The organism is Microbacterium sp. LBN7 (assembly GCF_045690345.1).
GTDB lineage: Bacteria > Actinomycetota > Actinomycetes > Actinomycetales > Microbacteriaceae > Microbacterium.
The window spans coordinates 2,419,699-2,442,842 of record NZ_CP147856.1; the positions used below are offsets into that span (position 1 = coordinate 2,419,699).

26 protein-coding genes are annotated in these 23,144 nt (G+C 69.3%); 16 read left to right on the forward strand and 10 right to left on the reverse strand.

Annotated elements, in window-relative coordinates; all coding sequences use genetic code 11:
* Position 1: 1 nt before the first annotated feature.
* The 3 genes from LBN7_RS11635 to LBN7_RS11645 form a co-directional block, all read right to left on the reverse strand.
* A complete protein-coding gene (locus tag LBN7_RS11635; RefSeq protein WP_407359710.1) occupies positions 2–676 on the reverse strand; it encodes a hypothetical protein in 675 nt (224 codons plus the stop codon).
* Positions 673–1,134, reverse strand: coding sequence for a MarR family winged helix-turn-helix transcriptional regulator (locus LBN7_RS11640; RefSeq protein ID WP_407359711.1), 462 nt, complete (start codon positions 1,132–1,134; stop codon positions 673–675). The genes LBN7_RS11635 and LBN7_RS11640 overlap by 4 nt, the downstream gene beginning before the upstream one ends.
* 115 nt (positions 1,135–1,249) lie before the next feature.
* The gene (locus LBN7_RS11645; protein WP_341947811.1) at positions 1,250–1,645 is read right to left on the reverse strand and encodes a RidA family protein; all 396 of its coding nucleotides are present in this window, start codon (positions 1,643–1,645) and stop codon (positions 1,250–1,252) included.
* A 111-nt stretch (positions 1,646–1,756) separates the two neighbouring features.
* On the opposite strand from LBN7_RS11645, the gene LBN7_RS11650 reads away from it, so the two are divergent.
* Positions 1,757–2,731 carry a helix-turn-helix transcriptional regulator gene (locus LBN7_RS11650; RefSeq protein ID WP_407359712.1) on the forward strand — a complete coding sequence of 325 codons (975 nt, stop codon included), beginning with the start codon at positions 1,757–1,759 and terminating at the stop codon, positions 2,729–2,731.
* 95 nt (positions 2,732–2,826) lie between these two features.
* Here LBN7_RS11650 and LBN7_RS11655 read toward each other — a convergent pair whose 3' ends face one another.
* A complete protein-coding gene (locus LBN7_RS11655; protein WP_116633719.1) occupies positions 2,827–3,414 on the reverse strand; it encodes a hypothetical protein in 588 nt (195 codons plus the stop codon).
* A 121-nt stretch (positions 3,415–3,535) separates the two neighbouring features.
* On the opposite strand from LBN7_RS11655, the gene LBN7_RS11660 reads away from it, so the two are divergent.
* On the forward strand, positions 3,536–4,750 hold the full coding sequence (locus LBN7_RS11660) for a glycosyltransferase (protein WP_407359713.1): 1,215 nt from the start codon (positions 3,536–3,538) through the stop codon (positions 4,748–4,750).
* A 12-nt stretch (positions 4,751–4,762) separates the two neighbouring features.
* Positions 4,763–6,043 (forward strand): glycosyltransferase, encoded by a 1,281-nt coding sequence (locus LBN7_RS11665; RefSeq protein ID WP_407359714.1) that lies wholly within the window; start codon positions 4,763–4,765, stop codon positions 6,041–6,043.
* Positions 6,044–6,059: 16 nt separating this feature from the next.
* Here the strand turns inward: LBN7_RS11665 and LBN7_RS11670 are convergent, their stop codons facing one another.
* From LBN7_RS11670 to LBN7_RS11680, 3 genes are read right to left on the reverse strand one after another with little or no spacing between them, the layout of a single operon-like run.
* Positions 6,060–6,590 carry a hypothetical protein gene (locus LBN7_RS11670; RefSeq protein ID WP_407359715.1) on the reverse strand — a complete coding sequence of 177 codons (531 nt, stop codon included), beginning with the start codon at positions 6,588–6,590 and terminating at the stop codon, positions 6,060–6,062.
* 60 nt (positions 6,591–6,650) lie between these two features.
* On the reverse strand, positions 6,651–7,283 hold the full coding sequence (locus tag LBN7_RS11675) for a LysE family translocator (protein ID WP_407359716.1): 633 nt from the start codon (positions 7,281–7,283) through the stop codon (positions 6,651–6,653).
* Positions 7,284–7,316: 33 nt separating this feature from the next.
* On the reverse strand, positions 7,317–7,478 hold the full coding sequence (locus LBN7_RS11680) for a hypothetical protein (RefSeq protein ID WP_341947299.1): 162 nt from the start codon (positions 7,476–7,478) through the stop codon (positions 7,317–7,319).
* Positions 7,479–7,564: 86 nt separating this feature from the next.
* Here LBN7_RS11680 and LBN7_RS11685 point away from each other — a divergent pair, with 86 nt between their 5' ends.
* The 7 genes from LBN7_RS11685 (at position 7,565) to LBN7_RS11715 (ending at position 16,088) form a co-directional block, all read left to right on the forward strand.
* Positions 7,565–8,539 carry a GlxA family transcriptional regulator gene (locus LBN7_RS11685; protein ID WP_407359717.1) on the forward strand — a complete coding sequence of 325 codons (975 nt, stop codon included), beginning with the start codon at positions 7,565–7,567 and terminating at the stop codon, positions 8,537–8,539.
* 220 nt (positions 8,540–8,759) lie between these two features.
* A complete protein-coding gene (locus LBN7_RS11690) occupies positions 8,760–9,272 on the forward strand; it encodes a nucleoside deaminase (RefSeq protein ID WP_243408775.1) in 513 nt (170 codons plus the stop codon).
* Between the two features lie 24 nt (positions 9,273–9,296).
* A complete protein-coding gene (locus tag LBN7_RS11695) occupies positions 9,297–10,811 on the forward strand; it encodes an NCS2 family permease (protein WP_116633726.1) in 1,515 nt (504 codons plus the stop codon).
* Positions 10,812–10,846: 35 nt separating this feature from the next.
* Positions 10,847–12,364 (forward strand): xanthine dehydrogenase small subunit, encoded by a 1,518-nt coding sequence (locus LBN7_RS11700; protein WP_407359718.1) that lies wholly within the window; start codon positions 10,847–10,849, stop codon positions 12,362–12,364.
* Positions 12,361–14,733, forward strand: a complete 2,373-nt coding sequence (xdhB, locus tag LBN7_RS11705; protein ID WP_407359719.1) for a xanthine dehydrogenase molybdopterin binding subunit — start codon at positions 12,361–12,363, stop codon at positions 14,731–14,733. The genes LBN7_RS11700 and xdhB overlap by 4 nt, the downstream gene beginning before the upstream one ends.
* Before the next feature lie 12 nt (positions 14,734–14,745).
* Positions 14,746–15,585, forward strand: coding sequence for a xanthine dehydrogenase accessory protein XdhC (gene xdhC, locus LBN7_RS11710; protein WP_407359720.1), 840 nt, complete (start codon positions 14,746–14,748; stop codon positions 15,583–15,585).
* A gap of 68 nt (positions 15,586–15,653) precedes the next feature.
* Positions 15,654–16,088: a protein-tyrosine phosphatase family protein gene (locus LBN7_RS11715; protein WP_407359721.1), complete on the forward strand. Its 435-nt coding sequence runs from the start codon at positions 15,654–15,656 to the stop codon at positions 16,086–16,088.
* A 7-nt stretch (positions 16,089–16,095) separates the two neighbouring features.
* Here LBN7_RS11715 and LBN7_RS11720 read toward each other — a convergent pair whose 3' ends face one another.
* On the reverse strand, positions 16,096–16,257 hold the full coding sequence (locus LBN7_RS11720; protein ID WP_341947305.1) for a hypothetical protein: 162 nt from the start codon (positions 16,255–16,257) through the stop codon (positions 16,096–16,098).
* A gap of 117 nt (positions 16,258–16,374) precedes the next feature.
* Complete coding sequence (locus tag LBN7_RS11725; protein WP_407359722.1) at positions 16,375–17,073, reverse strand: NRDE family protein; 699 nt, start codon at positions 17,071–17,073, stop codon at positions 16,375–16,377.
* Positions 17,074–17,129: 56 nt separating this feature from the next.
* Here LBN7_RS11725 and coaBC point away from each other — a divergent pair, with 56 nt between their 5' ends.
* The 6 genes from coaBC (at position 17,130) to LBN7_RS11755 (ending at position 22,306) form a co-directional block, all read left to right on the forward strand.
* Entirely contained in the window at positions 17,130–18,344 is a 1,215-nt protein-coding gene (gene coaBC / locus LBN7_RS11730) for a bifunctional phosphopantothenoylcysteine decarboxylase/phosphopantothenate--cysteine ligase CoaBC (RefSeq protein WP_407359723.1), read from the forward strand.
* A gap of 47 nt (positions 18,345–18,391) precedes the next feature.
* Complete coding sequence (gene bcp / locus LBN7_RS11735; protein WP_407359724.1) at positions 18,392–18,859, forward strand: thioredoxin-dependent thiol peroxidase; 468 nt, start codon at positions 18,392–18,394, stop codon at positions 18,857–18,859.
* 148 nt (positions 18,860–19,007) lie between these two features.
* The gene (gene uraD / locus LBN7_RS11740; protein ID WP_407359725.1) at positions 19,008–19,511 is read left to right on the forward strand and encodes a 2-oxo-4-hydroxy-4-carboxy-5-ureidoimidazoline decarboxylase; all 504 of its coding nucleotides are present in this window, start codon (positions 19,008–19,010) and stop codon (positions 19,509–19,511) included.
* Complete coding sequence (uraH, locus tag LBN7_RS11745; RefSeq protein WP_407359726.1) at positions 19,508–19,849, forward strand: hydroxyisourate hydrolase; 342 nt, start codon at positions 19,508–19,510, stop codon at positions 19,847–19,849. Before uraD ends, uraH begins: the two co-directional genes overlap by 4 nt.
* A 7-nt stretch (positions 19,850–19,856) precedes the next feature.
* Positions 19,857–20,750 (forward strand): factor-independent urate hydroxylase, encoded by an 894-nt coding sequence (gene pucL, locus LBN7_RS11750; protein WP_116633740.1) that lies wholly within the window; start codon positions 19,857–19,859, stop codon positions 20,748–20,750.
* 128 nt (positions 20,751–20,878) lie between these two features.
* Entirely contained in the window at positions 20,879–22,306 is a 1,428-nt protein-coding gene (locus tag LBN7_RS11755) for a nucleobase:cation symporter-2 family protein (RefSeq protein WP_116633741.1), read from the forward strand.
* A gap of 8 nt (positions 22,307–22,314) precedes the next feature.
* Here LBN7_RS11755 and LBN7_RS11760 read toward each other — a convergent pair whose 3' ends face one another.
* Positions 22,315–23,061: an SDR family oxidoreductase gene (locus LBN7_RS11760; RefSeq protein WP_407359727.1), complete on the reverse strand. Its 747-nt coding sequence runs from the start codon at positions 23,059–23,061 to the stop codon at positions 22,315–22,317.
* Positions 23,062–23,144: the final 83 nt, after the last annotated feature.

Here is a 23,144-nt window from a genome sequence, read left to right on the forward strand (position 1 = left end):
ATCAGTCCGTCGCGGTCAGGAACGGGCGGGCGGCGGCGAGGAACGCGCGCGGGTCATCGGCCCAGAGGCGGATGCGGGTGATCTCGTGCCTTCCGCCCTTGGGCAGGAGGCCGGGGAGGCGGATGCCGACGGGCCGCTCCAGCTCGATCTCGATGTTGGTCTCGTCCTGCATCCGCTCGGCGTACTCGGCACCCTGTTCGGTCGGGGTGATCCGTGGCAGCTTCGGCTCATCGACGCGCTTCGAGATGGCGATGGAGGCGATGTCGTCCCAGGCGATCGGGATGTCGATCTCGAGTCCGCTGCGGACGCGGATGCCGTCGGGCGCGACCGCGTGCGGCCGCATGAGCATCGCGCAGAGGAGCCCGATCATCCACGTCAGACCCCAGATGCCGAGGATGAGGATGGGGATCCGCACGGCGGGCCAGGGGTGCACGATCAGGTCGAGGATCGGGATCTCGACCGCCGAGAGCACGATGAAGATGATGAGGATCGTCAGCACCGGCTGGTGATACGCGACGCCGGTGCCGCCCGGTGGGACGGCGGGACGGCGGGCGATGGCTCGGCCGATGCTCGCGTAGACGCGCAGCTCGGCGGTCCACGCGCGGTGGAGGAAGTTCAGCGCGCGGGCGACTCGCGATGGTGCGTCTGACGGGGACGTCCTCGTGCCCGTGGTCATGATGCAGCCCGTTCGGCGTCGGCGCTCGCCGCCTCTGTCACGAGGGTCTCGAGGTGGGATGCGATCGCGGCGATGCCGCGTTCGAGTGCCGCACGGTCCGACGGAGCGACCGCGGCGAGGAGCATGTCGTTGAGCTCGGTGTGCTCCTGCTGCATCCGCGTCATGGTCTCGGTCGCCGAGGCGGTCAGTTCGACGAGGACGGCGCGCCGGTCGGTCGGATGCGGCGTCCGGCGGACGTGGCCCGACTCCTCGAGGCCGTCGACAAGGCCGGTGATGTTGCGCGGCGTGACGTCGCAGAGTCGGGCGAGGTCGCGCTGGGTCGACGGGCCGGCATGCTGCAGCACCCAGAGCAGGTGCACGCGGGCGGTCGTGAGTCCTGTGCCGTCGAAGGCGCGTGCCATGTCTCTCTGGAAGAGCTCGCCGATCAGCAGCAACCGGTCGAGCAGCAGGATGTCCATATCCGTGAGCCTACTACATAGTTACCTCACTTCACGATTTGGATGTCGCTCCCGTGGCAGTTGTGGCGAGTGGAACGGCAGAACACCCGCCACAACTGCCACGGGAGTGGCTCGATCAGGCGACGGCCGTGGCTTCGAGCTCGACAAGCTGGCCGGGGATGGCCAGTCGCGTGACCTGGAGCATCGTCGTCGTGGGGGCGACGCCGGCGGCACCCAGGCGCCCGGCGAGCACGCCGTAGTGCGGGAAGAGCGCGTCGACATCGGTCGTGTAGACGTTCAGGCGCACGAGGTCGGCCAGCGACATGCCGGCCGCAGCGAGCACCGCCTCGAGGTTGTCCGCACTCAGCGCGAGCTGCGCCGCGATATCCCCGTCATGCTCGGGCCGACCCTCCGCGCTCATCGCGGTCTGGCCCGAGATGTACAGCGTGCGGGTCTCGCCGGAGACGACCTCGCCCTGGTGGAAACCCAGCTCCTGCGACCACGTCACCGGGTTCACCGCTGTGCGTTCGATTGTCATTTCCTGGTCCTTTCGTCGTGCGATTCCGCCTCGGGACGAAGCGATGGATCCAGCCTTCCAACGAATCCCGACACCTTCTGTCATGTATTCCTGAGACAATCTCCCATGCGCGCAGATCGGCTGGTCTCCCTCGTGCTGCTGCTCCGGCAACGCGGCCGCCTGTCCGCGACGGCGCTCGCCGAAGAGCTCGAGGTCTCGACGCGCACGGTGCTGCGCGACATCGAGGCGCTCTCGACGGCGGGCGTCCCCGTCTACGCCGATCGCGGCCGTCACGGCGGCTTCACGCTCCTGCCCGGGTTCCGCACCGAGCTCACCGGTCTCAATCACGACGAGGCGCTCGCGCTGCTCACCGCCGGCGGCGCCGGGGCGAAAGAGGTGTTCGGGCTCAGCGCCGCGCTGTCATCCGCGATGCGGAAGATCGTCGATGCGCTGCCCGAGGGTCACCAGATCACGGCGGCGGATGCTGCCCGTCGCATCCTCGTCGACCCCGAAGCCGACCTCCTCTCGCGGCGTCGGATCGCCGAGATCATCCCGGAGCCGATCATGAGCGAGGTGCGCCGCGCCGTGCTCGTCGGCCATCGGCTGCGCATCCGCTACGCGGCCGAGGCCCGTGAGCCGGTCTGGCGCACGCTCGATCCGATCGGCCTCGTCACGGTGCGCGACAAGGGCTACCTCCTTGCGACCGTCGACGGCGGCGATCGCACCTACCGCCTCTCGCGCATCCTCGCCGCCGAGGCGCTCCACGAACCCGCGCAGCGCGACGGCGCGGTCGACCTGGCCGAGCTGTGGCAGCAGCGCAGCGCGCGGTTCCGGGAGGGGGAGGATCCGCTGGAGGTCGTCTTGCGCCTGGCCCCTTCGCGTCGAGAAGAGGTCGCATCCACGGCCGTCACGGTTCTCGAGGAGACGATCGATACGGACGGCGAGCTGCGGATGACCGTGTCCTTCCAAGACCTCCGGCACGCGGTGTGGGCGCTCTGGCAGCTCGACACCGGCGCTGAGGCGCTCGAACCCGTCGAGCTCCGCGAGGCGCTGCGCGCTCGCGCGATAGCGGTCGCCGCCCGCTACGCCGGACCGGTGTGAGTCGAGTCGTGATGGATCAGGAATGCCGTTCCCGCCCCGCCGCCGGCAGCATTATCGATCCAGCATCGGCCAGGGTCAGGCAGGGTCAGGCCGGGTCAGGCCGGATCGAGCCGGAGCACCTCGGGCGACTCCCCGCCCTCGAGATCGTCGGCGATGCGGATGCTGCGCGCCAGGTCGTCGAGCGCCGCGGTCAGGGTGCCGAAGCGCTCGCGGTCGCTGCACACCGCGGTCAGAGTGACCAGGTGGGTTCCGGTGTCCCACGTGTAGGTGGCGAACGGGGGCGTGGCCTCGGACGACGGCAGGGGTACGAGCAGCTTCTCTCCCACGCCGAGGCGCGTCGGGAACGACTGTGTGTCGTCGTACTCCATCGGCATCGATGCCCGCGCGATGCGCACGTCCGGCGTGAGCTGCTGCGCCGTGGCCATCGCCACGATCAGCTCGGGCTCGGCCTTCCAAGTCCACACCAGCACCCGGCCGTCGGCGCGCTTCATGAGCATCGGCGCGGCCTGGCTCATGGCCCAGGCGCCGAAGCGGGATCCCGGGCGCTCGGTCGCCCCGACCGCCGCGTTGACCTGCCCCAGCAGCATCCGGATCGCCGCCTTGCGGTGGCGCCGACCGCGCCAGCCGAGCGAGTCCGTCACGGGGATCCACAGCCGGGGATCGGCGTCGGCAGTCAGTCGCATGGCCCCACGCTAACGGGTGACCCTGGGGGATGCCGGTACGCCTCGGCGGCGCGGTCAGGGCCCTCAGGTAGAGTGGCCAGCGCCCGATCGGGCTCCCTTGGCCGCCGTACCGTAAGGCAGAATGTCTTCCTCTCCCTCCGATCCGACGAACGCTGCGGGGACCCCGCCCCGTCCGCTGAAGATCCTGATCGGGTGCGACACGTTCGCCCCCGACATCAACGGCGCCGCCCGCTTCGCCGAGCGTCTCGCCGCGGGGCTGGTCCAGCGCGGGCATGACGTGCACGTCTCCGCCCCCAATCAGGCGTACCGTCGCGCGGAGCCCCGCACCGAGGTGATCGAGGGCGAGCCGATGACGCTGCACCGCCTTCCCTCCGTGCGGTGGGCGCCGCACGACTGGCTGCGCTTCGTCTGGCCGTGGCGCTCGAAGCACTACGCGCGCACCGTGCTCGATCGCGTCCAGCCCGACGTCGTCCACATCCAGTCGCACATCGTGATCGGTCGCGGGCTGGCCCACGTCGCGCACGAGCGCGGCATCCCGGTCATCGCGACCAACCACGTCATGGCCGAGAACATCCTCGATCACACGACGATGCCGAAGTTCATCGACGATCTGGTGCTGAAGTTCGCCTGGGCCGACGCCAAGCGCACCTTCGACCTGACCCGCGCGATCACCACTCCGACCCGCCGCGCCGCCGACTTCCTCGAGAAGACCGTCGCCGTGCAGGGCGTCATCCCGGTCAGCTGCGGCATCGACCGCACCCAGTACACGCCGGTGATCGCGCCGCGCGAAAAGAACCGCATCGTCTTCGTCGGCCGCCTCACCGCCGAGAAGCAGGTCGAGGTCATCCTGCAGGCGATGACCAAGCTCGATCCCGCGCTCGAGACCACGTTCGACATCGTCGGCGGCGGCGACCAGCGCAAGCAGCTGGAGAGCCTCACCGCACAGCTCGGGCTCTCCGACCGCGTCACCTTCCACGGCCGTACGACGGATGAAGACCTGCGTGCGCTGCTGTCACGGGCCAGCCTCTTCGTGATCGCCTCGATCGCCGAGCTGCAGTCCATCGCGACCATGGAGGCGATGGCCTCGGCGCTGCCGATCGTCGCTGCGGATGCCGTCGCGCTCCCGCATCTCGTGCACGACGGAGAGAACGGCCATCTGTTCGAGCCGGGCAACGTCGAAGAGCTCGCCGCGCGCCTGACCGACGTGCTCACCGCGTCGCCGGCGGAGTACGAGCGGATGCAGCGCGCATCGCTCGACGGCGTCGCGATCCACGACATCAACCGCACCCTCGACACCTTCGAAGCGCTGTACCGCGACGAGCCGCTGCCCGAATAGGCGGGCCTCGACATGCACATCGTCTTCTTCGGCGATCAGCACCTCGACTCCCTCGGCGGAGCGCAGGTCTCGATGCGGCTGCAGCGCGAGTTCCTCGAACGCGCCGGGCACACGGTGACCGTCGTCGCGCCGCGGATGCACGCTTCGACAGGCTCAGCGACCCAAGGGCGGACAGGCTCAGCGACCCAAGGGCGGACAGGCTCAGCGACCCAAGCTCCGAACCCGGCCTACGTCGACCTGCCGTCTGTGCCGATCACGCTCGACCGCGAGTACTCCATGAGCTGGCCGGGACGCGGAACCGACCGCTTCCTCGATCGCGCGATGACCCGCCGTCCTGCGGTCGACCTGGTGCACGTGCAGGCCGACTTCTGGGGCGCCTTCATCGGCCACCGCTACGCCGCGCGTCACGGCATCCCGGTCGTCCACACGATGCACAACCGCGTCGATGTCGGACTCGCCGCGGTCACGCCGCTGCACCGTCCCGTGCTCCGGATCCTCAACGCCTGGCGGCGCGGCGCGCTGCGCGGCGTGGGCGATGCGGTCGCGGGCAGCGATGGGTGGGCCTTCCTCCGCGGGCTCGCCGCCGGCGCCTCGGCCGTGACGGCACCGTCGACCCACTTCGCCCGCCGCCTCGAGCAGCACGGCGTGTTCGACACGGTCGACGTCGTCTGGAACGGCATCGACGACGACCTGCGCGACGCCACGGTCGCCGCAGCGCCGGAGCACCGCGCGCCCGGCAAGCCGCGCTTCGTCTGGCTGGGGCGGATGAGCCCGGAGAAGCGCCTGCTGCCCTTCCTCGAGGCGTTCGTGGCCTCCGGAGTGGATGCCGAGCTCGAGATCATCGGCGGCGGCGCGCAGCGTGCAGCCGCGGAGAAGATCGTCGAGGGCCGCGCGGGTGTGCGCTTCGCGGGGCGGCTCACCTACGCGCAGACGCTCGCGCACATCGCCGCGGCGGACGCGCTCGTGCAGACGTCGATCGGCTTCGAGACGCAGGGCATGACGCCGTTCGAGGCGGCGACCCTCGGCACGCCGTCGGTCATCTGCGACCCCGACATCGCCGCGGAGCTCGGCGGCGGGCTGTGGGCGGTGCCGGATGCCGATGCCCCGGCGACCGGTCGTGAGCGAGAGGCGCAGCGCGCGGAAGCACTCGCCGAGACGCTGCGGCGCGCGGCATCCGACATCGTCGCCGGCACCGCACCGACCCCTGTCCCGGAGGTCGCGGAAGCGTTTCGGCAGTCCTCGCGGACCGCGGCGATGATCCGCGTCTACGAGCGCGTGCTCGCCGGCCGCTGAGGCCGACCCCCTCCGCTCAGAAGAAGCGGTAGAAGGTCGACGACGCGAAGCTGATCACGAGACCGAGCAGCCCCACCCCGGCGATCCCGATCGCGATGCCGACGAGCAGCTGCGAGCCCGGACGCTTCGCGGCGATGAGCGCGAGCACCAGTGCCGCGGCGTAGCCGAGGAGACTGATGACGCCGAGGATGCCGGAGATGACGGTCGTGGTCTCGAAACCACCGGTCGACATGTAGAGGAACGGCGTGAACAGCGTCACGAGCAGGCTGAGACCGGCGGTGACGACGGCGATCACGAAGGCGATCCGGCCGAGCGGGTTGCCCGGCCCCGTCGGCTTCGGAGCCGTGGGGTAGGCGGGATAACCGGGCTGCGCGCCTGCGTTCTGCGGAGTCGGCGGGTACTGCGGACCGGCCGGGTACTGCACTGCCGCGGGCGCCTGCGGGGCCGCCGGGTACTGCGGTGCGGCGGGAAGATGCGGCGGCGCCGGCGGAAAGGCGGGGTTCGGCTGTGCGGACGGCGGAACAGGAGGCTGCTGCGGCTCGCTCATGGTTCGAGCGTAGTCGCGGGCGCGCGTTCGCGTCAGGATCGCTTTCGCGGCCGCCGACGGTCAGCTCTTGGCGCCGGTCAGCGCGAGTGTGCCGCCGAGGCCGATCATCATGACTCCGCCGGTGCCGGAGAGGGTCGACATGCGGCGCGGGGAGCGGGCGAACCAGGTGCGCGCCGTTCCCGCTGCCAGAACCCAGACGCTGTCGCACATGAGCGCGAGCGTCTGGAAGGTGAGCCCGAGGATCAGCAGCTGCGCCCACACCGGACCCCCCGACGGAGCCACGAACTGGGGCAGCACCGCGACGAAGAAGGCGATGGTCTTGGGATTGGTCGCTCCCACGATGAAGCCCTGGCGCAGCGGCTTCCCCGCAGACGCCGGGGTGCGTCCCGCGTCAGCGACGTGATCGTGGCGGTGGCGGATGGCCTGGATGCCGAGCCACACGAGGTACGCGGCGCCGATGATCTTGATGACGGTGAAGGCGACGACCGACGACGCGACGATGGCGCCGACGCCGAATGCGACGGCCAGGACCGCGGGCACGGTGCCGAGGGCGTTGCCGACGACGCTGAGCGCTCCTGCGCGACGGCCCAGCGAAAGCGACCGGCCGATCACGAAGAGCACGCTCGGGCCGGGGATGACGATGATCACGACAGACGCGATGGTGAAGGCGAGCAGGCTGTCGAACGGGATCATGAGCCGACGATACCGTGGCGCGCTACTTCCGGCTCAACGGTAGGTGTGTCCGGTCTCGGCGTGCTGTGCGACGTCGCGACCGGCGACGCGACTCCAGTCCGTGGGGGTCTGGCGGTAACCGTCGCGGCGCAGTTCGACGACGGAGGCGACGGCGGCCCAGAGGGCGAGGGCGAGAACTGCGATGAGGAGTACCATGGCAGAAACGCTACGCTCGGCGGTAAACCGCCACGAGTGGCAGAATAGACTAAGAACGTTCGAAAACTGCCAAACAAGGAGAGTCGATGAAGACGGTCGCCTGCGTCATCCAGGACGGGTTCGCGCCCTTCGAGTTCGGTGTCGCCTGCGAGGCCTTCGGCCTCGACCGCTCCGACGACGGTGTGCCGAACTTCGATTTCCGCATCGTCGCGCCGCGGGCCGGTGTCGTCCAGTCGAAGATCGGGTTCTCCGTCAACGTCGAGAACGACCTCTCCTTCGCCTACGAGGCCGACCTCGTCGTGTTCTGCCCGCTTCCCCGCACGCATTGGTCTGCCATCGATCCGCTGCTCCTCGACCTCGCGCGCCACGCGGTCGACCGCGGCGCGTGGGTGATGAGCGTGTGCAGCGGGTCGTTCATCCTGGCCGCCGCCGGTGTCCTCGACGGGCGACGCGCGACCACGCACTGGATGTACTCGCACGTGATGGCCGAGATGTATCCGCAGATCGACATCGACCCCGACGTGCTGTTCGTCCAGGACGGCAAGATCATCACCAGTGCCGGCACCGCCGCCGGCATCGACGCGTGCCTGCACCTGCTGCGTCAGGAGCTGGGCGCCGATCTCACCAACCGCATCGCCCGACGCATGGTCGTGCCGCCGCAGCGCGACGGCGGTCAGGCCCAGTTCATCGACCGTCCGATCCCCGTCGTCGCCAGCGACTCGCTGGCCGCTGTCGCCGACTGGGCCGTCGAGCATCTGCGCGACGAGCTCGGCGTCGATCAGCTCGCAGCCAAGGCGCTGATGTCGCCGCGCACGTTCGCCCGGCGGTTCAAGGCCGAGTACGGTGCGACGCCTGCGGCCTGGCTCGCGCGCCAGCGCATCATCCACGCGCAGCGGATGCTGGAGCGCACCGATCTGCCTCTCGAGCAGATCGCCGAGGAGTGCGGATTCGGCTCGGCGGCCGTGCTGCGGCAGAACTTCGCTCGGGTGCTCGGCCTGACCCCGACGGCTTACCGGGCGCGCTTCTCCTGCGCGGACGACGAGGAGGCTCCGGCGGCCTGAACCGCTGCTCCATCATTTCGCATGGTGGAAGAGAGATTCCGAAAGGCTGGACGCGCAGCGAATCCGGTGTTACAGTCGTTCCCAGCCCGCACCTCAACAGAGGCCTGTGGACAGGAAGCAGCACAACCTAGCGGTTCGACGTATATCTCGCGGAACGGCCTGATCAAGGCCCGACCAGATAAGCCGTATCACTGCGACGACAGCAAGGAAGCTCTCCGTCATGACCAGCACCGCTATGCCCGAAACCGGCCTGCGATCGACTCCGGCCGAGTATCTCGCCCGCGCCGTCGCCATCGCGACCGACAACGTCCGCAACCAGGGCGGCCCGTTCGGCGCCATCGTCGTCACGGCCGATGGCCGCGTCTTCGAAGGCGTGAACCGCGTCACCGCGAACCTCGACCCCTCGGCGCACGCCGAGGTCACCGCGATCCGCGCCGCCTGCCAGGGTCTCGGCACCTTCGACCTCACCGGCGCCGTGCTCTACAGCAGCTGCGAGCCGTGCCCGATGTGCCTCGCCACCTCGCTGTGGGCACGCGTCGACCGCGTCTACTTCGCCGCCGATCGGAACGACGCGGCCGACGCCGGATTCGACGACGCCGTGTTCTACCGCTACTTCGAAGGCGGTGAGGAGGACAGAGCGATCATGCCGGTCGCGCAGGAGCCTCTGCCGCCCACCGCGCGCATCGCTCCGTTCACGGAGTGGAGCACCACGTCCACCCGAGTCGACTACTGACCCGAACGACGATTGGAGCCGAAGATGTCTTCATCCGTTTTCCTGCCGGACGAGCCCGAGACCGGGGCCACTCCCGCGGCGGTGCACCCGCCGCTGCCCACCGGGGCAACCACGACCGTCGACGCCGAACCCCGTAACGGGCTCGACCGCTTCTTCGAGATCACCCAGCGCGGGTCGACCTTCGGGCGCGAGATCCGCGGCGGTATCGTCACGTTCGTGACGATGGCGTACATCGTCATCCTCAACCCCCTCATCCTCGGCGGCGTCGACGACGTCACCGGTAACGCCCTGCAGGCCGCGCAGATCGGCGCAGCCACCGGCCTGACCGCCGGCGTCATGACGATCCTGTTCGGTCTGATCGCTCGGCTGCCCTTCGCCCTCGCCGCAGGCCTCGGCATCAACTCGTTCCTCGCCGTCTCGGTCGTCGGCCAGGTGACCTGGCCGGAGGCCATGGGGCTGGTCGTGATCAACGGCGTGCTCATCGTGCTCTTCGGGGCCACCGGCATCCGCACGGCGATCTTCAACGCAGTGCCCGCTCCGCTCAAGGCGGCGATCACCGTCGGCATCGGCCTGTTCATCGCCTTCATCGGCTTCGTCGACTCCGGATTCGTCAACCGCACCCCGGGCGGTCCGCCCGTGCAGCTGGGTGACGGCGGATCGATCACCTCGGTCCCGACGCTCATCTTCCTGCTCGGCCTGCTCATCATCGGCGTGCTCGTGGCGCGCAAGGTGCCGGGCGGCATCCTGATCGGCATCGTCGCGGCGACGGTGATCGCGATCATCGCGCAGGCGTTCCTCAAGCTCGGCCCGAGCTTCGAGGAGCCGGGCGGCTGGCACATGACCATCCCCGAGATCCCGGCCTCGTTCGTGACGATCCCCGACTTCGGGCTCATCGGCCAGTTCGACCTGTTCGGCTCGTTCAGCCGCATCGGCGCCCTGGCGGCCACGATGCTGGTGTTCACCCTGGTGTTCTCGAACTTCTTCGACGCGATGGGCACGATGACCGGTCTCGCGAAGAACGCCGGGCTCGCCTACAAGGACGGCACGTTCCCGCGTCTGCGCTCCGCGTTCGTCGTCGAGGGCCTGGGCGCCGTCGCCGGCGGCGCCACCTCGACCTCGTCCAACACCGTGTTCGTGGACAGCGCCTCCGGCATCGGCGAGGGGGCCCGCACGGGACTCGCCTCGGTCGTGGTCGGCGTGCTCTTCCTGCTCTCGATGTTCTTCACGCCGCTCACGCTGGTGGTTCCGATCGAGGTGGGATCCGCCGCGCTGGTCGTCGTCGGCGCGATGATGATGGCGCAGATCAAGGAGATCAAGTTCACGAACTTCGCCGTGGCGCTCCCCGCGTTCCTCACCATCGTCACGATGCCCCTGACGTACTCGATCGCCAACGGCATCGGCGTCGGCTTCATCGCCTGGACCCTGGTGAACACGCTCTCCGGCCGTGCGCGCAAGGTGCACTGGCTGATGTGGGTCGTGGCCGTCGGCTTCGCGCTGTACTTCGTGCGGGGCCCGATCGAGGTGCTGCTCGCCGGCTGAGCGGCAGCACCACAGCTGTACTGAGGAGATCGACCATGAACGACATCGCCGTCACAGAGACCGCTGTCACAGGAACCGCCGTCAACGTCAACGGGCGGGTCCGCTCGCTCGACGGCGTCGCCGCCCACACGACCGCACTCGACTGGCTGCGCGACACCGGATTGTCGGGCAGCAAGGAAGGCTGCGCGGAGGGGGAGTGCGGAGCGTGCGCGATGCTGCTCGCGACCCCGACGCCCGAGGGCGGTACCGCCTGGACGCCGGTCAACGCCTGCCTGGTTCCCGTGTACGCGCTGAACGGTCAGGAGATCGTGACCGCCGAGGGTCTCGGCTCCCCGGATGCCCTGCACCCGGTGCAGGAGAAGCTGGCCGAGGCGGGGGGATCGCAGTGCGGCTACTGCACCCCCGGCTTCGCCTGCAGCATGGCGGGGGAGTACTACCGGTCCGAGCGCACTCCCGCCGAGACCACGCCGGCCGAAGGGGGCACCGGTCACGACGACGGCATCCCCTCGCACGACGCGGAGCACGGCCCGAACGGATTCGATCTGCACGCGCTCAGCGGCAACCTCTGCCGCTGCACCGGGTATCGGCCGATCCGCGACGCCGCCTACACGCTGGGTGACCCCGAGGCGGACGATCCCCTGCAGCAGCGGCTCGCGGCTCCCGCTCCCGCGGCAGTCCCCACGGTCGCCGAGGTCGACGGGTCGCGGTTCATCCGTCCGGCCTCCCTCGCCGAAGCCCTGCGTCTGCTCCGCGAGGAGCCGGAGGCGCTGCTCGTGGCGGGCTCCACCGACTGGGGTGTCGAGGTGAACATCCGCGGTCGTCGCGCGCCGCTCGTCATCGCGATCGAGCAGCTCGACGAGCTGCGGACCCTCCATCACGACGATGACGTGCTCGAGATCGGTGCGGCGCTCCCGCTCTCCGAGGTCGAGAAGCGTCTCGGCGGCGCGGTGCCGCTGCTCGCGAAGCTCTTCCCGCAGTTCGCCTCCCGCCTGATCCGCAACCGCGCCACGTTCGGCGGCAATCTGGGCACCGGCTCCCCGATCGGCGACACTCCGCCCGCGCTCCTCGCGCTCGGCGCCCGCCTCGTCCTGGCATCGGTCGACGGAGAGCGCGAGGTCGAGCTCGCGGAGTACTTCACCGGCTACCGGCAGACGATCCGTCGTCCTGACGAGCTCATCCGCGCGGTGCGCATCCCGCTCCCGCTCGCGTCGGTGACCGCGTTCCACAAGATCGCGAAGCGACGCTTCGATGACATCTCCAGCGTCGCGATCGCCTTCGCGCTCGACATCGAGGACGGGATCGTCACGGCAGCGCGGATCGGTCTCGGCGGTGTCGCGGCCACGCCCCTTCGCGCCTACGCCGCGGAAGAGGCTCTGATCGGCCGGCCGTGGAACATCGCCACGGTGCGGGCGGCATCCGAGATCCTCGGAGCCGAGGGCACGCCGATGTCGGACCACCGCGCGAGCGCGGACTACCGCTCGCTCATGCTCAACACCGCGCTGCTCAAGCTGTACAGCGCGACGGTCATCAGCTCGAAGGAGGTGTCGGCATGAGTGCTCTCGCCGACCGACCGGCCAACCCCGTCGTGGGGCATCGGGCCGTGCACGAGAGTGCGGCTCTCCACGTCACCGGCGCCGCCATGTACACCGACGACCTCGCCGCCCACACCGCAGGCGTCCTGACGGCGTGGCCCGTGCAGTCCACGAACGCGCACGCGAAGGTCACCGTCGACGTCTCCGGTGCCTACGAGGTGCCCGGCGTCGTGCGCGTGCTCACCGCCGAGGATGTTCCCGGCATCAACGACGCGGGCATCAAGCACGACGAGCCGCTGTTCCCCAGCGAGGCGATGTTCTACGGGCACGCCCTCGTGTGGGTGCTCGGCGAGACGCAGGAGGCCGCGCGCCTCGGCGCCGAGCGCGTCACTGTCGAGTACGAGCCGCTGCCGTCGCTCATCACCGTGCAGGACGCGATCGACGCGGAGTCGTACCAGGGCATCGCCCGCACCGTGCAGCGGGGCGACGCGGCATCCGCTCTCGCATCCGCGGCTCACGTGTTCGAAGGCGTCACCGAGTTCGGCGGCCAGGAGCACTTCTACCTCGAGACCCACGCGTCGCTCGCGATCCGGGACTCCGAGGGTCAGTACTTCGTGCAGTGCTCGACCCAGCATCCGTCCGAGACGCAGGAGATCATCGCGCATGTGCTCGGGATCACGTCCAGCGAGGTGACCGTGCAGTCGCTGCGGATGGGTGGGGCGTTCGGCGGCAAGGAGATGCAGCCGCACGGCCTCGCCGCGATCGCTGCTCTCGGCGCGAAGCTCACGGGTCGTCCGGTGCGCCTGCGCCTGAACCGCACCCAGGACATCACGATGACCGGCAAGCGGCATCCGTTCCACATCTCGTGGAAGGTCGGCTTCGACGCCGACGGGATGCTGCAGGGGCTGGATGCCACTCTCACCTGCGACGGCGGATGGAGTCTCGACCTGTCCGAGCCGGTGCTCGGCCGCGCTCTCTGTCACCTGGACAACGCCTACTGGATCCCCAACGTGCACGCCTACGGCCGCATCGCGAAGACGAACAAGGCCTCGAACACGGCCTTCCGCGGATTCGGCGGGCCGCAGGGTGTCTTCCTGATCGAGGACATCCTCGGTCGCGTCGCCCCGGCGCTCGGCATCGACCCTCTCGAGCTCCGCGAGAAGAACTTCTACCAGCCGGGCCAGAGCACCCCCTACGGCCAGCTCGTGAAGGACGCGCCGCGCATGGGCGCGATCTGGAGCGAGCTCCGCGGCGAGGCCGAGGTCGACGAGCGTCGAGCGGAGATCGCCGCGTTCAACGCCCGCAGCCCGCACATCAAGCGCGCCCTGGCGCTCACGCCCATCAAGTTCGGCATCTCGTTCAACTTCGCGGCCTTCAACCAGGCCGGTGCGCTCGTGCACGTCTACAAGGACGGGTCCGTCCTGATCAACCACGGCGGCACCGAGATGGGGCAGGGCCTGCACACCAAGATGATGCAGGTGGCCGCCACGGCGCTCGGGCTCGAGCTGCATCAGGTGCGCCTGGCGCCGACCCGCACCGACAAGGTGCCGAACACGTCGGCCACGGCGGCGTCGTCGGGCACCGACCTCAACGGCGGTGCGGTCAAGAACGCGTGCGAGCAGATCCGCGGGCGGATGGCGGCTGTCGCCGGTCGCCTGCTGAACGCCGACGAGCGCGATGTGCTGTTCGAGGGAGGGTACGTCACCGCCCTCGGCAACCTGTCGCAGCGGCTCACCTTCGCCGAGGTGGCGAACGCCGCGTACCTCCAGCGCGTGCAGCTGTTCGCCGCGGGGTACTACCGCACCGAGGGCCTGCACTGGAACCCGGAGATCATGCAGGGCTCGCCCTTCAAGTACTTCTCCTACGGCGCGGCCGCGACCGAGGTCGAGGTCGACGAGTTCACGGGGCTCTACAGCGTGCGCCGGGTCGACATCATCCATGACGTCGGCGACTCGCTCTCTCCCATGCTCGACATCGGGCAGATCGAGGGCGCCTATGTGCAGGGCGTCGGCTGGCTGACGCTGGAGGAGCTGCGCTGGGATGAGAGCGACGGGCCGAACCGCGGCCGGCTGCAGACCCAGTCGGCATCCACGTACAAGCTGCCGAGCTTCTCGGAGATGCCGGAGCAGTTCCATGTGCGCCTGTTCGAGAACGCCCGCGAGGACGGGGCCGTGTACGGCTCGAAGGCCGTCGGCGAGCCCCCGTTCATGCTGGCGTTCAGCGCGCGGGAGGCCATCCGTCAGGCCGTCGGCGAATTCGGGCCGGAGGGCCACATGGTCGAGCTGGGTTCTCCCGCGACGCCGGAGGCGGTCTTCTGGGCCGTGCGCCGCGCGCAGCAGGCGGCGGGAGCCGTAGAGGCCCCCGAGCCGGAACTCGTCGCCTCGATCTGACCCGGACACGACATGGACTGGGTCGATGCGCTGCAGGCATTGCGCTCCACGCGCACGCCCGCGGTGATCGTGACGCTCGCGCTGGTGCGCGGGCACGCGCCTCGCAACGGCGGGGCGAAGATGGTCGTGTCGCCCGACGCCGTGTTCGGAACGGTCGGGGGTGGCAACCTCGAGGCCACGGCGATCGAGCGCGCCAGAGGGATGCTCCGCGCGGGCGCGGCGGAGCCCGAGCTGCTGGTGCTCACGCTGAGCGACAAGGCCGTCACCGAGTACGGCGTGCAGTGCTGCGGAGGAGAGGTCACGATCATGCTCGAACCGGTGCGCGTCACGCCCAGCATCGCGATCTTCGGGATGGGGCACGTGGGACTCGAGCTCGCGCGCATCCTCGCCCGGCACGAGGTCGAGCTGCACCTGGTCGACTCGCGGCCGGAGATGCTCGCCGTGGAGCGGGTCGGGGTGCCCGGTGAGTCGGGGGTCTTTGCCGACAGCGTCGCGCGGGTTCATGCGACGCTTGCCCCCGTGCCCGAAGCCGTGCTGGCCGGCCTTCCGGCCGGTTCCCACGTCTTGGTGATGACGCATGACCATGTCGAGGACCTCGCGGTCGTCGACATGTCTCTACGCACTCCCGATCTCGCCCCGATCGGCCTGATCGGCTCGGCGTCGAAGTGGGCGCGGTTCCGCAAGAAGCTCACCGAGCTCGGCCAGACCGAGAGCGACCTGGCGCGGGTCGTGACGCCGATCGGCATCCCCGAGGTGGCGGGCAAGCAGCCCGCCGTGATCGCCGTCAGCGTCGCCGCGCGGCTGCTGCAGCTGATCGAGGAGGCCGCGCCGGAAGAGGGTGCGGGGAGCTGAAGTTTCTCTCGCCGCCACTGGAGCGCACCGAGCGAGACGAAACCGATGGTCGGTGCGACGATATTCGTATGGAACCGTGGGCTGCTGAGCTCGCCGGCGTCGTGAGACTGCCGAGCGGGCGGCTCGTGCGGGGTCGGGGGCTCAGGAGCGGCTCCGTCGACGACGATGATGTACCGGACTTCGGGCTCTACCTCACCTCGCGACCGCACCAGGAGAGCTGGCAGTCGCAGTGGGTGGCGTGGCCGGACTTCGGTCTGCCCAGAGTGCCATCGAGCGCACTATCCGTCCTGCGCCAGGTGCACCAGCGGTCCTCGATCGAAAGAGTGGAGATCGCCTGCGGGGGAGGCGCCGGGCGAACGGGAACCGCACTCGCCATCCTCGCTCGATACGACGGCGTGCCGGCCGATGAGGCCGTGACGTGGGTGCGTGCGGCTTACCGACGTCACGCGGTCGAGACTCCGTGGCAGCGCAAGTTCGTGCGTGAGGCGCAGCTATCGCTCTGACTCAGAGTCAGGTCGCCTTCGGGAAGAGGATGCGGAACGCGCGGACGTAGCTGTTCCCCCGGTCGCCGTGGGAGGGGACGTAGAAGTCGGGATCGATGTGGACGATCGACCGCTCGTCGGTCGCGTCGTCCGCTGCGGGTGCGATCTCGGGAGTCAGCATGGTGGTCACCTCGGTCCTTCTCGAGCGGGCTCTCGCATTTCATAATACGGAAACAAAGTTCTACTTTATGAAAAGAATAGGACGAGCGTCACATCGCGTCAAGAGGTGCGGTGGTGCGGCTTCGCCTCAGGACCAGTGACCCGGGCGGGGGAGGGTGCGGTCGTGCACCTCGACGCCGGCCGGTGTGACGGATGCCGTGCAGTACAGCAGCGACTGCGTCGGGTAGCCGTGCGGCCGGTTGTCGCGGATGATCGCGCGGTCATCTTCCGGGGAAAGACGAGCGGATGCGGCGAGCAGTCCGACCCAGGTGTCGACCCAGTCGGCGTCGGCCGCCGCCGGGCCGAGCGCACGGAACTCCGGCAGCCAGGTCGAGATGCGAGGGGTGGACGGGTCGTCGAGATCGTCGTGCGCGATCATGTGGGTTCCCGGCTCGATGGGGGTCGTGCGCAGGGCGGCCCCGTCCCAGCTGAGCACGCGCGCCCCCTCCGGTGCTACCTCGAGCAGGTTGAACCCGTGCATCAGGAGCGGGGCTGACGGCGACCGCCCGGCGACGGACTCGAGGGCGAGCGTGCCGCGCGAGACCGCGCGATCCAGCGGTAGGCCGCCCACGTCCTCGCGGTTCAGCAGCACGGCGAGTCGACGCCGTTCCGGATCGACCGCCAGCCAGGCGCCGCCGGCTCGACGATCGCGGATGCCGATCACGCCGGGATACCGTTCGGGCCACCACGGACCCAGCGCATCCCAGTCCCGCTCCGGGTCTTCGTCGCGCACCGCGAGCAGTCGCGCGCTTCCGGCCTCCGCCACATCGATCACGACCGTGCACACGCACGTCAGTCTAGGTCGTGCCCCTGGGGCGCGGATGCTGGGGCAGAATCAGACGTGTGAACATCGTCGTATCGGTAACGGGCGGCATCGCCGCGTACAAGACGGTGCACCTGGTGCGCCTGCTCACGAAGGCCGGTCACGATGTGACGGTGGTCCCGACGGAAGACGCGCTGCGCTTCGTCGGCACTCCCACCTGGGAGGCGATCAGTCGGCACCCGGTCACCACGAGCGTGCACGACGACGTCGCCAGGGTGCGCCACGTCGCTCTCGGCCAGGCGGCCGATCTCGTGATCGTCGCGCCGGCGACCGCGAACTCGATCGCGAAGATGACGGCCGGCCTGGCGGACGACCTGTTCGGCACGACACTGCTCGCGACCGAGGCCCCGGTGCTGATCGCGCCCGCGATGCACGCCGAGATGTGGCGCCACCCCGCGACGAGGGCGAACATCGAGACCCTCCGCGGTCGCGGCGTGCACATCGTCGGTCCGGCGGACGGCGAGCTCGCCGGCGGAGACAGCGGACCCGGGCGGATGTCGGAGCCGGAGGAGATCTTCGCCGCGGCCCAGGCACTGCTCGCCCCGCGGGACCTGGAGGGTCTGCGGGTGGTCGTGTCGGCCGGCGGCACGAGGGAGCCGATCGATCCGGTCCGCTACCTCGGAAACCGATCGAGCGGCCGGCAGGGAGTGGCGCTCGCCGCGGAGGCAGCGGCGCGCGGAGCCTCGGTGCTCCTCGTCGCGGTCAACATCGCCGGTGACGTGCTCGCCGACGCCCGGCATCCGTCGGTCCGGATCGTGACGGCGGGTTCCGCCGCCGAGCTCGCTGACGCCATGGCGGATGCCGCGGCGGACGCTGACGTGTTGATCATGGCGGCGGCTGTCGCCGATTTCCGTCCCGTCGCGGTGTCGGACCGCAAGCTCACCAAGGAGGGCGGCGGCATCCCGTCCATCGAGCTCGTCGAGAACCCCGACATCGTCGCGTCGCTGGTCGCGGGCCGTCGCCCGGGCCAGCTCGTCGTCGGGTTCGCCGCGGAGACGCCGGAGGACCAGGACGAGCTCATCGCCCGCGCGCGGCGCAAGCAGCAGCGCAAGGGAGTCGATCTGCTGGTCGTGAACGAGGTGGGCTGGGAGCGCGGCTTCGAGAGTGCCGACAATGCCGTGCACATCCTCGGGGCGGCCGGCGTGATCGCCGGGGAGGCTTCAGGGACGAAGCGGGCCGTCGCTGCGGCCGTCTGGGATGCCGTGCGCGGTACACTTTCGTCAGATAGAAACTGATTTCCGCAATACGAAATTGACGATGCGGGATCCTGAATGGAGAGATCATGACCGAACGACTCGTCCCCGGTGACGCCGCACCCGCCTTCACTCTTTCCGACGCCGACGGCCTCCCGACGTCGCTCGCCGATCACCGCGGCCGGAACGTGGTCGTCTACTTCTACCCGAAGGCCGCGACGCCGGGCTGCACGACCGAGGCCTGCGACTTCCGTGACAGCCTCTCCTCGCTGGCCGCCGCCGGCTACACGGTGCTCGGGATCTCGCCCGACGAGGTCGCGGACATCCGCGCCTTCGCCGACGCCGAAGCACTGACCTTCCCCCTCCTGGCCGACACGGACGCCGCCACGGCCCGCGCCTGGGGTGCATGGGGCGAGAAGACGGTGGGGGATCGGACGTTCGAGGGCGTCATCCGCTCGACCTTCGTGCTGGATGCCGACGGCATCGTGCAGCGCGCCGAGTACGGTGTCGACCCGACGGGGCACGTCGCTCGCCTTCGCGCCGAACTCGGTGTATGAAGAGGGTTGACAAGCGCGCGACGAGTACGCAGACTTGTTACACATGCTGAAATAACAGTTCCGGCATACGGAAAGTAGTGCTTCTCCTGGAGAAGAGTCGTCCGTATAGTCCTACGCGCCGGATGCCAGCATGTGCTGAGGATCAAAGATGTTGCTCACGGAGTTCAACTCCTGCACGCACGACGTCGCCGTCCGTGTCGTGAAGCCCGCCTTGGACATTCCCCGCTGGTATGACGCGCTCATCGCCGGTCGGCCGTACGCGTCGGTCGCGGAGCTGACGGAAGCCGCCGCACAGGTCGCGGCACCGCTCACCACCGCCGAGATCGACGGGGCGCTCGCACACCATCCGCGCATCGGCGAACGCGCCCAGGGCGAGAGCGCCGAGGCGGCCCTCGCCCGCAAGGAGCAGTCCGGCGTCGACGCCGCGGCCGCCGCGGCGCTGGCCGACGGCAACCGCGCCTACGAGGAGACGTTCGATCGCGTCTTCCTGGTGCGGGCAGCCGGCCGGTCGGCCGACGACATCCTCGCCCTGCTGCAACAGCGGCTCGGCAACACCGCCGAACAGGAGCTGGCGGTCATCGACCAGCAGCTGCGCGAGATCGCGGCCCTGCGCCTGGCCGGGGCCATCGAGACAGAAGGAGCACGCGCATGAGCGTCTCTCACGTGACCACCCACATCCTGGACACATCGATCGGGCGCCCCGCGCCCGGCGTCGCCGTCGTACTCGAGGCCCGAGAAGGCGACGGATGGGTCGGGATCGGTACGGGCCTCACCGATGCCGACGGACGGGTGAAAGACCTGGGCCCCGAGCGGCTGGAGAGCGGTGCCTACCGCCTCCGGTTCGACACGGGGACCTACTTCGCCGGCATCGAAACGGACACCTTCTTCCCGGAGGTGGTGCTGACCTTCCTGGTCGACACTGCGCAGGCGCACTACCACGTGCCGCTGCTGCTCAGCCCGTTCGCCTATTCCACTTACCGAGGAAGCTGAGAAGAACATGACGACCATCACCCTGGGCAAGAACCAGTACGGCAAGGCCGAGGTCCGCGTCGTGCGGGTCACGCGCGACACCGCCCGCCACGAGATCGAGGACCTCAACGTCACCTCGCAGCTGCGCGGCGACTTCGCCGACGCCCACTTCACCGGCGACAACACGAACGTCGTCGCGACGGACACGCAGAAGAACACGGTCTACGCCTTCGCCAAGGACGGCATCGGCAGCCCCGAGGAGTACCTGCTGCGTCTCGGCCGTCACTTCACCGGCGAGTTCGACTGGGTGACCGGCGGTCGCTGGGAGGCGGAGCAGTACACGTGGGAGCGCATCCCCGTCGACGGTCAGGGCCACGACCACTCGTTCGTGCGCGGCGGCACGGAGACCAGGACCGCCCTCGTCGAGATCGACGGAGAGCAGACCACGGTCATCGCCGGCCTGACGGACCTCAAGGTCCTCAAGTCCACCGAGAGCGGCTTCGTCGGCTACCCGAAGGACCGGTACACGACGCTGAAGGAGACGACCGACCGCATCCTCGCGACCTCGGTCACCGCCAAGTGGCGGTACAACCGCGCCGACATCGACTACAACGAGGTCTTCGCCGACGTCCGCCGCCTGCTGCTCGAGGGCTTCTCGGCCAACTACTCGTACGCGCTGCAGAACACGCTGCACGACATGGCCGAAGCTGTTCTCGAAGCGCACCCCGAGATCGACGAGATCCGCTTCTCCACGCCGAACAGCCACCACTTCGTCGTGGACCTGTCGCCCTTCGGTCTGGAGAACCCGAACGAGGTGTTCTACGCCGCCGACCGCCCGTACGGCCTGATCGAGGCGTCGTTCCTCCGCGAAGGAGCGGATGCCGACCACCGCGTGTGGGACGGCGTCGCCGGCTTCTGCTGAGCCGAACCCCGAGAGATCCCGAACAGGGGTGAGCCCGTTCCCGACGCACCGGGCTCACCCCGACGTTCGTCATGCCCATCAACCGCACGCCCACCCCGAAGAGCGGGTCCCGGACAAGGAGGTCCCCGATGTCTGAAGTACGCAGCTCCAAGAAGAAGAGGAACACGAACGAGACGAACCGACCGGAGGACGAGCGCCTCGGCGCCGGCACCGCCTTCACCTTCGGGCTCCAGCACGTGCTGACGATGTACGGCGGCATCATCGCGCCGCCGCTCATCATCGGTGCCGCAGCCGGGCTCACACCCGCAGAGGTCGGAGTGCTCGTCGCCGCCTGCCTCTTCATGGGCGGGCTCGCGACGCTGCTGCAGACCCTCGGCATCCCGTTCTTCGGTTCGCAGCTGCCGCTCGTGCAGGGCGTCTCGTTCGCCGGTGTCGCGACCATGCTCGCGATCGTCAATCAGGGCAGCGGCCTGCCCGCCGTGTTCGGCGCGGTGATCGTCGCGTCCCTGATCGGACTGGTCATCGCGCCGTTCTTCGCGCAGATCGTGCGGTTCTTCCCGCCGGTCGTGACGGGCACCGTCATCACCATGATCGGGCTGTCGCTCGTGCCGGTCGCGGCCCGCTGGATCACCGGTGCGAACCCCGATGCGCCGACCTACGCCGATCCGGTGTTCGTCGGCATCGCCGGGTTCACGCTGTTCGTGATCATGCTGCTGAGCAAGCTCGGCAATGCCACCATCTCGCGCCTGTCGATCCTGATCGCGATGGTCGTCGGCACGATCTTCGCTGCCCTCATCGGCAGGGCCGACTTCTCGAAGGTGCTCGAGGGACCGGTCTTCGCCTTCCCGACGCCGTTCGCCTTCGGCGTGCCGACGTTCGACCTCGCCGCGATCGTGTCGATGACGATCGTCGTGCTGGTGATCCTCACCGAGACCACGGCCGACATCATCGCCGTCGCCGAGATCACGGGATCGAAGGTCGACCGCAAGCGCATCGCCGCGGGCCTGCGCGCCGACATGGTGTCGAGCGCGATCTCCCCGATCTTCAACTCCTTCACGCAGAGCGCCTTCGCGCAGAACGTCGGCCTGGTCGCCGTGACGAAGATCAAGAGCCGCTACGCCGTGGCCGCGGGCGGCGTGATCCTCATCATCCTCGGGTTGACCCCGATCCTCGGCCGGGTGGTCGCGGCCGTGCCCACCGCCGTGCTCGGCGGCGCCGGTCTCGTGCTGTTCGGGACCGTCACCGCCAGCGGCATCCGCACTCTCTCCAAGGTGAAGTACGACGGCAACATGAACCTCATCATCGTCGCCGCGTCACTGTCGTTCGGCGTGCTGCCCGAGGTGAACCACGACATCTACTCGAACTTCCCGACGTGGTTCCAGGTCATCTTCGGCTCGGGCATCAGCTCGGCCGCGATCATGGCGATCGTGCTGAACCTCGTGTTCAACCACTTCAGCAAAGGCACCCCTGAGGACCCGTCGGTGTTCGCGGCGAGTCCCGTGCGGGCGGTGAAGACCGACGTCATCCGCGTGCTCCGCGACGGGCGACGGCGCTGAACAGGATGTCAGCCGCGCCCGCCGAAGGGCATGCCGGCCGCCGCGACGGTGAGGGTCGAGATGTTCGACTCGGCCGGCAGCTGCGCCATGAACAGCACGGCGCGCGCGGCATCCGCCACATCGAACGTCGGCTCCACGCGTCGCGACCCGTCGGGCTGGAGTGCGCCGGAACCGACGCCGAGATCGCTCATGATCGACGTGCGGGCGTTGCCGATGTCGATCTGTCCGCACGAGATGCCGTGAGCCCGGCCGTCGAGATCGATCGACTTCGTCAGACCGTTGATCGCATGCTTGCTCACCGTGTACGCGACAGACAGCGGCCGCGGCACGTGCGCCGAGATCGATCCGTTGTTGATGATGCGGCCGCCGGAGGGCTGCTGCGCGATCATCGCGCGCATCGCGGCCCGCGCGCAGAGCAGCGACCCCGTGAGGTTCACGTCGAGGGTGCGCTGCCAGTCGTCGAGCGAGATCTCCGCGGCGGATGCCGTCGGCCCGAAGGCTCCGGCGTTGTTGAACAGCACGTCCACCCGCCCCCACTCCGCCACGGTACGGGCGAAGAGGGTCTCGACCTCGGCCTCGACGGTGACGTCGGTGGGCACGACGAGCGCGCCGGGGTGGCCGTCGGCCGTCTCGTGCAGGGCGTCCTCGCGACGTCCTGCGAGCGCCACCCGGAAGCCTGCCTCGAGCAGGGCGCGGGAGACCGCGCGGCCGATACCCGAACCCGCACCTGTCACGACGGCGATGCGTCCGCTCATGCCGACACCTCCAGAATCTGATCCGCTGCCCACTCCGCTTGCCGGTGTGGCAGACCCCTCCATCTAACAAGAAGGGCCGTACC

Excerpts from the sequence above, each read along its gene's own strand:
- LBN7_RS11635 (WP_407359710.1), bottom strand. The coding sequence starts at position 676 with ATGACCACGGGCACGAGGACGTCCCCGTCAGACGCACCATCGCGAGTC.
- LBN7_RS11640 (WP_407359711.1), bottom strand. The coding sequence starts at position 1,134 with ATGGACATCCTGCTGCTCGACCGGTTGCTGCTGATCGGCGAGCTCTTC.
- LBN7_RS11650 (WP_407359712.1), top strand. The coding sequence starts at position 1,757 with ATGCGCGCAGATCGGCTGGTCTCCCTCGTGCTGCTGCTCCGGCAACGC.
- LBN7_RS11655 (WP_116633719.1), bottom strand. The coding sequence starts at position 3,414 with ATGCGACTGACTGCCGACGCCGATCCCCGGCTGTGGATCCCCGTGACG.
- LBN7_RS11660 (WP_407359713.1), top strand. The coding sequence starts at position 3,536 with ATGTCTTCCTCTCCCTCCGATCCGACGAACGCTGCGGGGACCCCGCCC.
- LBN7_RS11665 (WP_407359714.1), top strand. The coding sequence starts at position 4,763 with ATGCACATCGTCTTCTTCGGCGATCAGCACCTCGACTCCCTCGGCGGA.
- LBN7_RS11670 (WP_407359715.1), bottom strand. The coding sequence starts at position 6,590 with ATGAGCGAGCCGCAGCAGCCTCCTGTTCCGCCGTCCGCACAGCCGAAC.
- LBN7_RS11675 (WP_407359716.1), bottom strand. The coding sequence starts at position 7,283 with ATGATCCCGTTCGACAGCCTGCTCGCCTTCACCATCGCGTCTGTCGTG.
- LBN7_RS11680 (WP_341947299.1), bottom strand. The coding sequence starts at position 7,478 with ATGGTACTCCTCATCGCAGTTCTCGCCCTCGCCCTCTGGGCCGCCGTC.
- LBN7_RS11685 (WP_407359717.1), top strand. The coding sequence starts at position 7,565 with ATGAAGACGGTCGCCTGCGTCATCCAGGACGGGTTCGCGCCCTTCGAG.
- LBN7_RS11690 (WP_243408775.1), top strand. The coding sequence starts at position 8,760 with ATGACCAGCACCGCTATGCCCGAAACCGGCCTGCGATCGACTCCGGCC.
- LBN7_RS11695 (WP_116633726.1), top strand. The coding sequence starts at position 9,297 with ATGTCTTCATCCGTTTTCCTGCCGGACGAGCCCGAGACCGGGGCCACT.
- LBN7_RS11700 (WP_407359718.1), top strand. The coding sequence starts at position 10,847 with ATGAACGACATCGCCGTCACAGAGACCGCTGTCACAGGAACCGCCGTC.
- xdhB (WP_407359719.1), top strand. The coding sequence starts at position 12,361 with ATGAGTGCTCTCGCCGACCGACCGGCCAACCCCGTCGTGGGGCATCGG.
- xdhC (WP_407359720.1), top strand. The coding sequence starts at position 14,746 with ATGGACTGGGTCGATGCGCTGCAGGCATTGCGCTCCACGCGCACGCCC.
- LBN7_RS11715 (WP_407359721.1), top strand. The coding sequence starts at position 15,654 with ATGGAACCGTGGGCTGCTGAGCTCGCCGGCGTCGTGAGACTGCCGAGC.
- bcp (WP_407359724.1), top strand. The coding sequence starts at position 18,392 with ATGACCGAACGACTCGTCCCCGGTGACGCCGCACCCGCCTTCACTCTT.
- uraD (WP_407359725.1), top strand. The coding sequence starts at position 19,008 with ATGTTGCTCACGGAGTTCAACTCCTGCACGCACGACGTCGCCGTCCGT.
- uraH (WP_407359726.1), top strand. The coding sequence starts at position 19,508 with ATGAGCGTCTCTCACGTGACCACCCACATCCTGGACACATCGATCGGG.
- pucL (WP_116633740.1), top strand. The coding sequence starts at position 19,857 with ATGACGACCATCACCCTGGGCAAGAACCAGTACGGCAAGGCCGAGGTC.
- LBN7_RS11755 (WP_116633741.1), top strand. The coding sequence starts at position 20,879 with ATGTCTGAAGTACGCAGCTCCAAGAAGAAGAGGAACACGAACGAGACG.
- LBN7_RS11760 (WP_407359727.1), bottom strand. The coding sequence starts at position 23,061 with ATGAGCGGACGCATCGCCGTCGTGACAGGTGCGGGTTCGGGTATCGGC.